Raw genomic sequence first — 12,913 nt, 5'->3', positions numbered from 1 at the left:
ACCAGAAGAAATATGTATGCATAAAAAAAGTCTGGCCTATGAGTCTTCGAAGAGGATCTCAATGGGGTAAGTGGGATCTTCATGTACACACGCCACTGTCATTTGAATCTCAATTTGGAATGTCAGAAGCAGAGAGGAAGGAATTCGATCCACTCCCAGAATTAGAGGGTATTGACAAGCCTGAACGGTATGAACCACAACTTTGGACAAAATATGTGAGAAAATTAGAAGAGATAGATAATATTGATTGTATAGGTATAACAGATTATTTCTCAATAGAGGGATATGAGCTGCTTAGAGAACTCAAAGAAGAAGACTATTTAAATAATTTTGATCTAATGCTTCCCAATATTGAGTTTCGTCTCGATACGATTACTGGAGATCATAATAGAATTAATCTTCATGTTATTTTCTCTGATGATATTTCGATTGATCATATCAAGAGAGAATTCCTTCAGAACCTAAAAATAAAAATTGACGAGAAGGATGAATATGCGCTAAGCACGGACTCGCTGAAAAGGTTAGGTCGAAAGGCCAAAGAAATTCATGATGATGAAAATCTTTCGGACTATGTTGCCGGTTGTAAATATGCACGGGTGAAACTTGATGAAATATTAGAAGAACTAAATAATACTAGTGTATTTGATGGTAAGTATTTAATTGTCCTTTCTGGGGCCGAGTGGCATCAGATCAACTGGGATAGTCAAGATGCAGATAAAAAACGTCAGTTGCTCGCTACCAGTCATGGCTTATTTTCCGGAAATCAAAGCGATAGGGAGTGGGCTATCGGAGAAGGCCCCGAATCAAAAGAAGATATCCGTGAGGCATTAGATTCATTAAAACCGGTGTTCCATGCGTCAGATTCGCATGATTTTGATTCACTGTGTGTACCAAATGATGAACGGTACTGCTGGTTAAAAGCAAACCACAGTTTTGAGGGATTGAAACAGGTAGTGTTTGAGCCGATAGAGCGTATGAAGATTGATTCAACTTCACCAAAATCTTTCACTCAAATCCAGACTATTGATTCATTATCTATCAGTGACGGATATGTAAACAATAGTTTATCCGTGGAAGAAAATACAATCCCATTTAATTCTAATCTTGTAACAGTTATTGGGAGTCAAGGATCTGGCAAAACAGCATTACTTGATTTTATTGCAAATTGTTTCCAAACCCGAACAAAAGAGGGGTCAGATGACGATAATTCATTTATAGCTAGAATTGAGAACTCAAATCCATATATCAAAACTGAGCTCGAATTTACAGGCGAAGATATTGAAGGCTTTTCAAAAGAAGTTTTGGAACCTAGAACAGTCGAGGGGCCAAATATTTCATATATTCCGCAGGGTAAAATAGTAGAGTATTGTGAAAAGGGAGGAGAATTACATGATCAAATAATGAAGCTGGTTAAACAATCTGTGGCTGATGATGTTCCAGCTATAATTTCCATATTCAATAAAAAAGAGAGTGAAATAGATTCATTGGCAGATGATATGCGGAGACTAAATGCTGAACTCCATGAAATAAACCCTCCAGAAGTTAGAGAAACTATTCAAAATAAAAAGACAGAGCTCAACGAGAAAAATGTATTACTATCAAATAAACAGACAGAAATCGAGGAATTCAAACAGAAACATGAGAAAGAATTAGAGGAAACTGAAGCCGAAGAACTTCAGGACTCTCTTGATGACCTACAAGAAAGGCTCGAAGATATTGAAGGAGTGGAAGAATACATCAGTAAAGCAAAAGACAAAATAAACTCTATCGAGCAAGTAAATTCACTTATAGAAGAAATAAACTCAAAAAGCGAATTATTTGAATTCGAAATTGATGTTGAAAAAGTACGGTTGGACAATCAAAAAGAAGCTCTTCAGGATCTAAGCGAGAAGGTAAATAACTCTAAACAGGAATTACAAAAAGAGATTGACGAAGTTAGAGAGGATATAGACGAATTGTCTGAAATTGATGAAGAACTCTCGAAATTAAGGGACGATGAAAGAAGAATAAAGACAGAGATTGAACAAATACAGGAGAATATATCGAAAACAGAAGAAGAGTTAGATAAAATAAACGATTTAATTGAAGAAAGAACGGATAGATTTGTTGAATATGTTAAAAATTATATAGAATTGAAATCAGTGTATGAAGATATTGCTGAAGAGTTTGCAAATGGTGAGGGTAATATTCTAAGTGAAGTAGAAATTGAGCCATCAATTGAATTCAGTGCTAACATTGCATCAGATTTTGAAAATATTCTTGACATGAGGTCTATTAATTCTTCAGACATAAGTGAAAAAGTGGATAGCCTAAAACCTATTATTAAAAAAGACAACCCAAATAATGTAGAAGAGCAAATAAGAGAATATATTAATCAAGTAGAAGAACTTAGAGATATAAAACGTTCAAGCAAAGAGCCAATTGAATTTGATGGTTTACTGTATGACGATTATCTCAAACTCACAGAAGAAATTTATTATCAGGGAACACAAATGGATCAACTTTCCCGGGGACAAAAAGGAACAATTCTTCTGAAAATTTATCTTGCAGAGGGTGAGAACCCACTAATTATTGACTCACCCGAGGATAATCTTGATAATCGCTTTGTTTATGATGAACTGATCGACGCGGTCAGAGAAGCTAAAACTAAACGTCAAATATTTGTGGCAACTCATGATGCTAATTTAGTGATAAATACTGATTCAGAACAGGTTATAGTAACAGAATTTGATCAGGGAACGATTAAATACAAAGCTGGAGCTCTTGAAGAAGAAAGAATCCGGTCTGAAGCAAAAGACATACTTGAAGGTGGAGACGAGGCATTTAGGCGTCGTAATGAAAAATATAATTTACTACCTAAATAGCAATCTTTAGACTAATTGAATTTTTTGGATTCACATATTCAATATCGAATTAGCTTTTCATATCAGACTTGATGTGACTCTTCTGGCCGACAGGCTGGTAATCCATCTTCCGCAGAACTTTCACGATCTCGCGGGCAAAAAATCAGCATACGGCATCGGCGACGTTACTCACTCCACGGCGGCATCTGTTCCGTCGTCACCTCTTCAGGATCGAGGCCGATCTCGCGCAGGAACGCGTCTTCGTCCTCGATTTCTTCGCCGCCGCCCTCATGGAGAGTCAAAGCGTCGGCGAGTTCCGCCAACGCTTCTGCCTTAGATTTCCCAGTCGCAGCAACACCGGTTTCAATGTCAATCGCCGTCACGAGATCCTCTTCGTACGAGAATCGAACACCATCCTGCTCGTCACGACGACTCGGAGCCATTCTCACCGCCACATCAGCACGGCTTCGGCTAAATATTTCTCCCTGCGTCAGCCGCAGTGCTGTCACGCTTGGGCAGCATCCCGAGCCCCGTCGTGATCGAACGGGAGACTGATCACGATTTCCTCGTAGGGGAAGATCGGCTGTTTCGCCCGGCCGCTCGTCTCGAAGCAAATCACGCCGAGCCGTTCGAGTTCGGAGAGTTCCTCGTGGACGTTTTTCACGTCGCGGTCGACGAGCCGCGCGGTCTCGCGGATACTCTCTGGGGCGGCGTCGGCAATGGTTTCGAGCAACGCCATCGTTCTCGGATTGAACGTCTCGAACAGGAGGTCGGAACTCTCGAAGGCGAACCTATCGGGGTCGTCAACCCCGTCGCCGCGGCGCAGCCGCTCGATTGACTCGCGGCCGTCGCGGTAGAGGTCGTCGTCGCGCTGTACCGTGACGAGCAGCGTGTCGGCCGTCGTGGTGTCGTCGAAGGCGTCGGATAGTGTCATCGTATCACCTCGGGGGCCTCACGAGTCGAGTACCTTCGACTGTTAGTCTGTACGCCAACAGCGTAAAGTGTTGGTTCTACGACCAACAACCGTCTCACGTTGAGTGGAGCGCGAACCAGTTCAATTCACACTTATCCCCTACAGAGGACTGCTAAAGAAGTCAGTAAATTGAATATGACCTGTCAGAGAACGCTTCTACACTGAAGTAACCTATCGAGTTTGCTTCCATGCTCTTCGATCAACAACCTCTAGAGTCAGTGTGGGTAACGAGAATTGTCGAGCGTGGTCGGAGCGTCACGAATAATCCATTTGTCGCCTCCTTGCTCACGCTCGGATGGATTCCGGTCGTCACGACGGCAACTGTGTTCTTCCTCGGCAGCCCGGGACGACTATTCGTTGTCGCTCAAGCGTTGACAGCGAGTATCGTAGTTTTCGGCCCGTATCAGGCATATCTCTACGACACGTCGGTACTCCCCTCATTCTTCGAGGAGGTCACGGAACTGATCCCGAACGAAAATCATGATCAACTGGCTGAGCTACAAAACCAGTACGAACAGAAGTTCCGCACCGATCACACATGGTTCGTCTTCCTGTGGACGGCAGCCGTCGTTGCTGTGCTCCCTCTCAACGCAGAGTACTTTCTCTCGCAGGGAATCCAGTATCTTGAACCCGCGTACGTCGCATATCTTGTTTTCCTGATCGATTTTGGGCTGCTGTCTGGTCTCGGACTGTACTCTGTCCTCGTAACCACGCGCTGTATCGGTGATGTTGCCGAACTTGGACTTGAGATAGAACCGCTACATCCGGATGGTCTCGGTGGGCTGAGCGTCATTGGTAACTTCGCCGTCTGGACGACGTTCTTGATCTCCAATGGTGCGCTTGCGATCCCGCTGTCACTGGATATGGTGACCACCCGCGCCGGTGGGGCTGTCGTGTATGTCGGTGTCGGGGCGTACGTCCTCCTGATTGCAGTCTCGTTCGTCTACCCGACGGCAAAGATCAATCGGAAAGCACAGGCCCTCCGTGAGGAACATCTTGACGAGTACAGATCGAAGATCCGTCGCCTCGAATCAGAACTCGCTGCTATCGAGACCGAAGACAAAGTTGATCGGAAAGAGATCGGCCTGCGGATGGAGATCGAGCGCGCCCGTAAAGAGTTTCAGAACTACCGGAATGTCCGGCTGTATCCGCTCTCAATCGGCATTTTGACGCGGCTGGCTAGCTCTGTGCTTTTACCGATTGCAATCACAGTGATAGAGTTCTTTGTTTCGTCGGCGTTAGCCGGATGAACAGTACCGACGTGAACGGTTCGGGAAGTTTCGAACGAAAAATGCCTAAGACAACTTCGGCTTGGAGTGCCACCGATCTTATTTTAGCCGGTAGATCCGCGCTTCCCACGGCCGCAGATCGAAGGCTTCGGCGTCAACGTCGGTCGCGCGCTCGTCGGCCCCGTAGTTACACAACAGGAGTTCGGCCTCCATGTCGTGGGGGTTGAAATCGACCTCGTACTCCGGAATCCAGGTGTGGCTTTCGAACTCGGCGAAGTTGAGCGTGACCAGCAGTCGCTCGTCGCCCAGCGTGCGCACGTATGACCAGACCTCCTCGTGGTCGTTGATCAGCACCTCGTAGTCGCCGTAGACCATCACGTCGCTCACGTCGCTGTCCTTCCGGAGCTCCATCAGCTCGCGGTAGTAGTGCCAGATCGAATCCTCGTCGTCGCGGGCGGCCTCGACGTTGATCTCATCGTGGTTCGGGTTGACGCCGATCCACGGCTCGCCGTCGGTGAAGCCGGCGTGCTCGCTGTCGTCCCACTGCATCGGCGTCCGGGCGTTGTCGCGGCTGTTGTGCCGCAGGCCGTGTTTGATGTCGTCGAAGTCCTCGATCTCGCCGCTTTCGAGGGCGTTCCGCACGGGGTTGATCGTCTCCACGTCGCGGAACTCATCCAGCGAATCGAAGGGGTAGTTCGTCATCCCTATTTCCGCGCCCTGGAAGATGTACGGCGTCCCGCGCAGCGTGAAGATCAGCGTCGCCAGCAGTTTCGCGGACTCCTCGCGGTATTCGCCGTCGTTGCCAAAGCGGGAGACCAGCCGCGGCTGGTCGTGATTGCTCAGGTAGATCGAGTTCCACCCATCCTCGGCGAGCCCGTACTGCCAGCGATTAAACGAGTCCCGCAGGTCGTTGAGCGTCCACTCGTTGGTCTCCCAGATCTCGCCGCCGTGATCCAGGAGGACGTGATCGAAGTGGAACAAGGTGGAGAGGGGCCCGTCGCGGCCGACGTAGTCGATGGCGGTCTCCATATCCATCCGGCCCATCATCTCGCCGAGGGCGAACACGTCCCGATCAGCGAGCACGCGGTCGTGCATCGTATCGAGGAATTCCTGCATCCGCGGGCCGTCGAAGGTTTCCCACACCTCGGTGCTATTCAGCGGCGGATCGTGTTTCGTGACCGAATCCGGCTTTGAGAGAAGGTTGATCACGTCCATCCGAAAACCGTCGATGCCCTTGTCGAGCCACCACTCCATCATCTCGAAGATTTCATCCCGTACGTCGGGGTTCTCCCAGTTCAGATCGGGCTGTTTCTCGTCGAACAGATGGAGATACCATTTGCCAACGTCCTCGTCGTAGGCCCACGCCGGCCCGCCGAAGAAGGACTCCCACTCGTTTGGTGGGGCCTCGTCCTCGGGGCCGAGATGGCCGGTGAACCCGCCGACATCAGCGCGGCCGTTTTTCCAGATGTAGTAGTCGTGATAGTCGCTGTCGGGATCGCGGGCGTTGACGAACCACTCGTGTTCGTCGGAGGTATGGTTGACGACGAGATCCATGATGAGCTTGATATCGCGGTCGTGGAGCCCATCGAGGAGTTGCTCCCAGTCCTCCATGGTTCCAAACTCGTCCATGATCGACTGGTAGTCGGCGATGTCGTACCCGTTGTCGGCGTTCGGTGACTCATAGACCGGGTTGAGCCAGATGATGTCGACGCCAAGATCGTCGAGATAGTCGAGTTTCTCGATGATCCCCGGGATATCGCCGATCCCATCGCCGTTTGTATCGTTGAAACTCCGGGGGTAAATCTGATAGATAACCGATTCTTTCCACCACGCTCGGTCGAGAAGCTGTTCGTCCGTCGTCGAGGCTGTCATATCTCACCTTGTTCGTCCGACTGCGTTAATACCTATGCTTCCGGCGACTGTGTCGATGCGTGTGTTTTAGTACGATACCGGCAAACAGTCAGCCAATGACCGCACACGATCACGACGATGAGGCTCCGTTCGACCGACACGAGGAGGGGACAGCCAACCGTGTCACCGCCCCGATGCAGCCGTTTACCCGCCAGCAGGCGACGACCGGCGGGCTGATTCTGCTTGTTGGTCTGCTCGTCGTCTTTGGGCTCCCGGTGATCGCGCTGTGAGCCGGCTGCCGGCTACAGGCTCTCGGTGAACGAACAGAAGTCGCCGTTTTCGGAGACTGAACAGCTCTGCTCGCCGTCGACACCGGGGCGTGGATACCACGCCAGCGGGTGGTCGGCAACGAGATCGACGGTCACGCGCTCGCCGAGTTCGAAATCCTCGACGTGGTTGTGCAGGCAGTGGATCGTATCGCCGTTGTCGAGTTCGACCCGGTAGATGAACGACGGGCCAACATACTGCCGGGAGACGACCTCGCCGTCGGTCTGTTCTTCGTGGGCCCGACCCGCCCGCAGATCGTCAGGCCGCACAAGCACGTCGACGGCGATCCCCTCGTACTCGGCGGCGTAGCCGTCGAGCGTTCGGGCATCGAAGCCACCGATCCCGGTTTTGACGGTGTCGTCGTGGACGTACGCCGTCAGGAAGCTCGCCCGCCCGAGGAAGGAGGCCACAAACCGGGATTTCGGCTGCTCGAAGACGCGTTCGGGCCGCCCAAGCTGTTCGATCTGCCCGTCGTTCATCACGGCGACGCGGTCGGAGATCGAGAGCGCCTCTTCTTGATCGTGGGTGACCGAAACCGCGGTGACGCCGGCTTCCTTGAGGATCGACCGCACCTCCTCGCGCATCTCGACCCGCAGCCGAACGTCGAGATTCGAGAACGGCTCGTCGAGCAGTAGTACCTCGGGTTTGGGCGCCAGCGACCGGGCGAGGGCGACGCGTTGTTTCTGCCCGCCGGAGAGCTGATCGGGTGATTTTTGACCGTGGTCGGGCAGATCCACGAGATCGAGCAGTTCGTCGACGCGAGCGTCGGTGTCGATATCGTCGATATCCTCCAGCCCGAAGGCGATGTTCTCTCGAACCGAGAGATGGGGAAACAGCGCGAAGTTCTGGAAGACGATGCCGACATCGCGCTCCTCGGGATCGGTCGCCTCCGCCGGCGTTGCCACCAGATCGTCGTTGAGCGTGATCTCCCCGGCGGTCGGCGTTTCGAGGCCGGCCAGCAGCCGGAGCGTCGTCGTCTTCCCGCAGCCGGAGGGGCCGAGCAGCGTGAGGAGTTCGCCGCGTTCGACCGACAGCGAGATCTCGTTGACGGCGGTCTCCTTGCTGAACTCCTTGGTCACCCCATCAAGTTCGAGAATCGGGTCGTCGACGGTTGAGGCCGACTCATCCGGCATCGTCGGGTGCTCGGTGTCCTGTGCGACCGCGCCGTGCATGAGTGAGTTGTTTGCCATAGCGATCCGAAATGAAGCAACCCCACAGCCAGCGACGACGGTCGCCGTGGCGGCTTCGTTCTTGCTGTCACACTACTTTAGGATCTCCTAAAAACATGTCGGCTTCCGTCCCACCGGTCACACCAACAGCGTCTTTACCGGCTGTCGCCTCAACTGCGATGAAGCAACGGGGTGTCGACGTAGGATACCGACACCCTCGCGCTTCAACCCGAACACTGCGAGCGACAGCGATGATCACGTTGTGCGCCGCTGGTGTTGTGTCGTGTGCCTCAGTAGGTTTCCGGTGGCTTTTCGAGGATCTCAAAGATCTCCGTCGCACGATACTCTCTGTTTCGTTCGTTTCCTGTTGTTTCTTCCAGGACGCCGTCGGTAACCAACTGTTCGATCGCTCGGTAGGCAGTCGGCCCACTGACGTCAAGTAACTCTTCGACGAGCGAGGCGGTCAGATACGGCTGTTCGAACAGCGCACACGCCAATCTGGCGTCCGCTCTCGCGTAGTCGCCGTACTGCTCTTCGTATCGCTGCTGGAGGTCGCGCAGTTCGGCCGATCGCAACACCGACTCCTCAGCTTGGTGGCGAATGCCGCGAATAAAGAAGGCCACCCATCGCTCCCACTCGCCGCGCTCTCTGACCCCCTGTAGTCGATCAACGTATGTCGATTTGAATCGATTGAAGTACTCGCTCAGATAGAGGGTTGGCGTCTCAAGATAGCCTTGCGTGTACAGCTGCAGCGTGATCAGCAGGCGACCGAGCCGACCGTTGCCGTCGCCGTAAGGATGGATCGTCTCGAACTGATAGTGAACGAGTGCAATATCGATCAGCGGGTGGTACTGTCCATCAGTTCGGATGTACGTGACAAGAGCATCCATCAGCCCATCAACAGCCCCCGGAACCGGTGGGAGAAACTCCCCGAAGTGGTTCGGCTGCGATTTGAACGCGCCGATGGTGTCTGTTTCCCGGCGAGCGTCGGGGACGCCGGACAGTAGCCGTTCGTGAAGCGAATGAAGCAACTCGATAGAGATCTCCGCACCGGTTTCGATCTGGGAAATGCCCCACTCTAATGCGTCCTCGTAGTTGAGCACCTCTTGGAGATCCTTTGTCGTGGCTGCGGTCTCGTTTTCCTCTGAGGCAGCCTGTAGGCCCGTACGGGTTTCGTGGCTGTAGAGCGCGTTATAGTCGATCTCCGCGCCCTCGATCTCAGAGGATTCCATCGCTTCCTTTCGCAGTAGCGATGTGTACAACACGGGAGCGAAGTCGGTCGTCTGAGAGAGGCCGCTTAGTTTTCCCAGCCAGAACGTCGCTTCCGAGAGCGTCGTATAGAAATCCGCATCGAACCCAAGCCCCGATTCGGGTGGGAGGGGATCAGGCTTGAAATACGGCTTCGCGCCGTAAGGAATGTACGTTCCCGGAATAGCAGTCGCTTCGTTCTCCTCGATCATTGATGGTTGTCGGTGGTTTGTCCGCCACTAAATTAAATTTGGGTGGTTGAAATGAAACTACGGTGGCTGGTAGCCGCCATTACTTACATTCGCCGACCACAATAGAACCGACAGCGAGAGAAGCTGTTATTCCAGCGTCTCGGGGATCACGTCTCGTAGCTCAGCGACCGCCTCGGCACCGAGTTCGACCGTTTCGTCGCCGACCGTCAGCGACAATACGCCATTAGCGGTCGCTTCGCCGAGCGATTCAACCGGAGCGACGCCGTCGAACGCTTCGCGCACGCTCTCGGGATCGGTCGTCTCGATGACGACCCGGCCCGGCGTCTCGTCGAACAGCGCGATCGCGTCGTCAACGACCACGTCGGCACCGGCGTCGGCCGTCAGCAACTCCGCCAGCGCGACCGCCAGCCCGCCGTGGCTCACATCGTGGGTCGCCAGCGTCGACTCGGCGCGGGCGACCTCGGCGATCGTGGCGACGAGTTCAGCGGGATTCTCCGGCAGTTCGGGGAACGCGTCGCTGCCACCCGCGGCCGCAAGGTATTCCGAGCCGCCGAGGGCGTCGCCAGCGTCGCCGACGAGCAGTAGTTCACCCTCGCCGCTGAGTGCGGCCGGCGGGGCGTCGTAGCCGGCTTTCGTGCCGACCATCGCCAGCGTCGGCGTCGGCGGGATGGGGCCCGCCTCCGAATCGTTGTACAGCGAGACGTTGCCGCCGACCACCGGCGTCGAGAGATCCGCACACATCTCCGCGAGGCCGTCGACGATCCCTTTGAAGCCGCCGTACACGTCGGGCTTCTCCGGGTTGCCGCCGTTGAGACAGTCGACCGCGGCGAGCGGAACCGCGCCCTTGGCGGCGATGTTGGTCGCGTTTTCGAGGGCGACCGCCCGCGCGCCGCCGTGAGGGTCGGCTGTCGTCCAGTTCGGGTTCGCGCCCGAGGAGATAGCGAGGCCGGTTCCTGCGCCGGTGGCGTCGTCGGCGTCGCCGCTCGTCTCCCGAATCGCCATAATCGCTGCATCGTCGCCGGGTTTCATCGCCGTGCGGACGCCGACCTCGTGGTCGTACTGCCGGTAGACCCACCGTTTCGAGGCGGTGTTGGGGTTTGCGATGACGGCCTCGATTGCCGCGTCGAGATCGGTGTCCGGCAGATCGCGCTCGGCCGGTTCGGACTCGACGGCATCAAGATCGTTCATCGGCGCGCCCTCCGCGAGGAATTCGGGGTCGACGTCGACGACGACCTCGCCGTCGAACGTACAGGTGTAGTTGCCCTCGCTGACCTCGCCGATGACCGAGCAGCCGAGGTCGAACCGCTCGGCGATCGCCGCCACGCGGTCGACATCCTCGGGGGCGACCTCGTAGCACATCCGCTCTTGGGATTCGGCCAGCAGGATTTCGAGGGCGTTCATGTTGGGTTCGCGTTGGTGGACGCGATCCAACTCGATGTCCGCGCCGAAGCCGCCTTTGGCGACGAGTTCGGAGGAGGCTCCGCCGAGGCCGGCCGCCCCGAGATCCCGTGCCGACTGAACGAGGTTCTCGTCGATCAACGTCTCGCTGGCCTCGATAAGCAGTTTTTCGCTGTAGGGGTCGCCGACTTGGACGGCTGGGCGATCCTCGGTTTCGGCGTCCTCGTCGAGATCCTCGCTGGCAAACGACGCGCCGCCGAGGCCGTCGCGGCCGGTCGCGTTGCCGAAAAGAACGAGTTTGTTGCCCGCTTGCTGGGCTTCGGCGGTCACAACGCGTTCCTCGTCAGTGAGGCCGACACAGGCGACGTTGACGAGTGGGTTGCCCTCGTAGTCGGCGTGGAAATCGACGCTGCCGGCGACCGTCGGCACACCGATGGAGTTGCCGTAGTCGCTGATCCCCTCGACGACACCCTCAAAGAGATACTGGGAGTGTTCGCGGTCGAAGGAGCCGAAGTAGAGACTGTCGGCCAGCGCGATCGGATACGCGCCCATCGACAGCGTATCGCGGACGATGCCGCCGACGCCGGTCGCCGCGCCGTCGTAGGGGTCGACGTAGCTCGGGTGGTTGTGGCTCTCGATGCCCAGCGTGATGTAGGTCTCGCTGTACGCGTCGGCGTCGCGCTCGGCCGCGGGCGTGTCGGCGGCCGCGGGTTCGGGAACGGCGATCACGGCGGCGTCGTCGCCGGGGCCGATGACGACCTGCTCGCCCGCGCTGTCGAACGCACCGAGGAGCGGCCGCGAGGAGCGGTAGGCGCAGTGTTCGCTCCAGAGATTTTCGAAGAGGTTCGCCTCGGCGGGCGTGGGCGCACGGCCGAGTTCGGCGGTGATCAACTCGCGGTCGGACTCCGGGAGACTCATTTGGGCTCCCTTTCGAACCGCCGGCTTAATCTCTTTTCATGTCCGCGATACAGCCCGAAAAATGGGACAGCAGTGCCGAGTTACGCGAACAGTTCGTCGACGGCGTCCTCGGCCGCATCGATCGCGTCGTCGGCGACGTCCGCGGGATCCGCCTCGGCGTCGTCGGTCGTGTTCAGGTAGACATCGAGATCCAACACGCCATCCTCGAAGGTGACGGTGATGTCGAGATCCGTGATCGCGGAGTTGGCAAACCGCGAGAGGATCAGCCCCTCTGCGGCCTCGGCGGCCGTGGTGACGACCGTCTCGTCGTCCGGTTCCGTACTCATTTACGCGCCGCCGGCGCCGCCCGGACCGGCCGGGCCGCCCGCGCCACCCGCGCCGCCGAGCATCTGCTGGAGCTCATCCTGCAGGCTCTCGAATTTCTCCTGAACCTTCGTCTCCTGTTTATCGAGCTGTTCGGCGCGAACTTCGAGGCTCTCGACCTTCTCTTCGAGCTCGTCGGACGCCGACGCGTAGTCGGTCTCGATGAGAAGCTCGCCGACCTCGCGGTACATCGTCGCGTCGTCGTCGACCTCTTCAAGAGCGTCGAGTGCGGCTCTGGTCTCGGTCAGTGTGGACTCGGTCTGCTGTTTCTGCTCGGAGACCTCCTGGGCGGTCTCTTGAAGATCCTGCAGCGTTTCGAGTTTGTCCTGTGCTTCCGGCGGTAGGTTACCCTGCATACCCCACTGGATGGTCGCCACATGGA

General features: G+C 55.2%; 11 protein-coding genes. 3 read left to right on the top strand and 8 right to left on the bottom strand.

Features of this window, described 5'->3' with window-relative positions:
• Nucleotides 1-38 precede the first annotated feature (38 nt).
• Nucleotides 39-2,864: a TrlF family AAA-like ATPase gene (locus HKK80_RS09560; protein WP_411799370.1), complete on the top strand. Its 2,826-nt coding sequence runs from the start codon at nt 39-41 to the stop codon at nt 2,862-2,864.
• Nucleotides 2,865-3,028: 164 nt separating this feature from the next.
• Here the strand turns inward: HKK80_RS09560 and HKK80_RS09555 are convergent, their stop codons facing one another.
• Nucleotides 3,029-3,286 carry a hypothetical protein gene (locus tag HKK80_RS09555; RefSeq protein WP_411799369.1) on the bottom strand — a complete coding sequence of 86 codons (258 nt, stop codon included), beginning with the start codon at nt 3,284-3,286 and terminating at the stop codon, nt 3,029-3,031.
• Nucleotides 3,287-3,348: 62 nt separating this feature from the next.
• Complete coding sequence (locus HKK80_RS09550) at nt 3,349-3,777, bottom strand: hypothetical protein (RefSeq protein WP_411799368.1); 429 nt, start codon at nt 3,775-3,777, stop codon at nt 3,349-3,351.
• A gap of 227 nt (nt 3,778-4,004) precedes the next feature.
• On the opposite strand from HKK80_RS09550, the gene HKK80_RS09545 reads away from it, so the two are divergent.
• Complete coding sequence (locus HKK80_RS09545) at nt 4,005-5,066, top strand: hypothetical protein (RefSeq protein WP_411799367.1); 1,062 nt, start codon at nt 4,005-4,007, stop codon at nt 5,064-5,066.
• A gap of 78 nt (nt 5,067-5,144) precedes the next feature.
• Here the strand turns inward: HKK80_RS09545 and HKK80_RS09540 are convergent, their stop codons facing one another.
• Complete coding sequence (locus HKK80_RS09540) at nt 5,145-6,917, bottom strand: glycoside hydrolase family 13 protein (RefSeq protein WP_411799366.1); 1,773 nt, start codon at nt 6,915-6,917, stop codon at nt 5,145-5,147.
• Nucleotides 6,918-7,012: 95 nt separating this feature from the next.
• Between HKK80_RS09540 and HKK80_RS09535 the strand changes: the two genes are divergently transcribed.
• On the top strand, nt 7,013-7,186 hold the full coding sequence (locus tag HKK80_RS09535) for a hypothetical protein (RefSeq protein ID WP_411799365.1): 174 nt from the start codon (nt 7,013-7,015) through the stop codon (nt 7,184-7,186).
• A 12-nt stretch (nt 7,187-7,198) separates the two neighbouring features.
• Here the strand turns inward: HKK80_RS09535 and HKK80_RS09530 are convergent, their stop codons facing one another.
• The 5 genes from HKK80_RS09530 to HKK80_RS09510 form a co-directional block, all read right to left on the bottom strand.
• Entirely contained in the window at nt 7,199-8,356 is a 1,158-nt protein-coding gene (locus HKK80_RS09530) for an ABC transporter ATP-binding protein (protein ID WP_411799408.1), read from the bottom strand.
• 326 nt (nt 8,357-8,682) lie between these two features.
• Entirely contained in the window at nt 8,683-9,852 is a 1,170-nt protein-coding gene (locus HKK80_RS09525) for a Fic family protein (protein WP_411799364.1), read from the bottom strand.
• 126 nt (nt 9,853-9,978) lie between these two features.
• The gene (gene purL / locus HKK80_RS09520) at nt 9,979-12,168 is read right to left on the bottom strand and encodes a phosphoribosylformylglycinamidine synthase subunit PurL (RefSeq protein ID WP_411799363.1); all 2,190 of its coding nucleotides are present in this window, start codon (nt 12,166-12,168) and stop codon (nt 9,979-9,981) included.
• Nucleotides 12,169-12,248: 80 nt separating this feature from the next.
• Nucleotides 12,249-12,494: a DUF3194 domain-containing protein gene (locus HKK80_RS09515; RefSeq protein ID WP_411799362.1), complete on the bottom strand. Its 246-nt coding sequence runs from the start codon at nt 12,492-12,494 to the stop codon at nt 12,249-12,251.
• Complete coding sequence (locus HKK80_RS09510; RefSeq protein ID WP_411799361.1) at nt 12,495-12,887, bottom strand: prefoldin subunit beta; 393 nt, start codon at nt 12,885-12,887, stop codon at nt 12,495-12,497.
• Between the last annotated feature and the right edge of the window lie 26 nt (nt 12,888-12,913).

The sequence above is a fragment of the Halonotius sp. F2-221B genome (assembly GCF_046719765.1).
In the GTDB taxonomy this organism is placed as follows: domain Archaea; phylum Halobacteriota; class Halobacteria; order Halobacteriales; family Haloferacaceae; genus Halonotius.
This window is presented reverse-complemented; position numbering and strand designations above follow the sequence as displayed.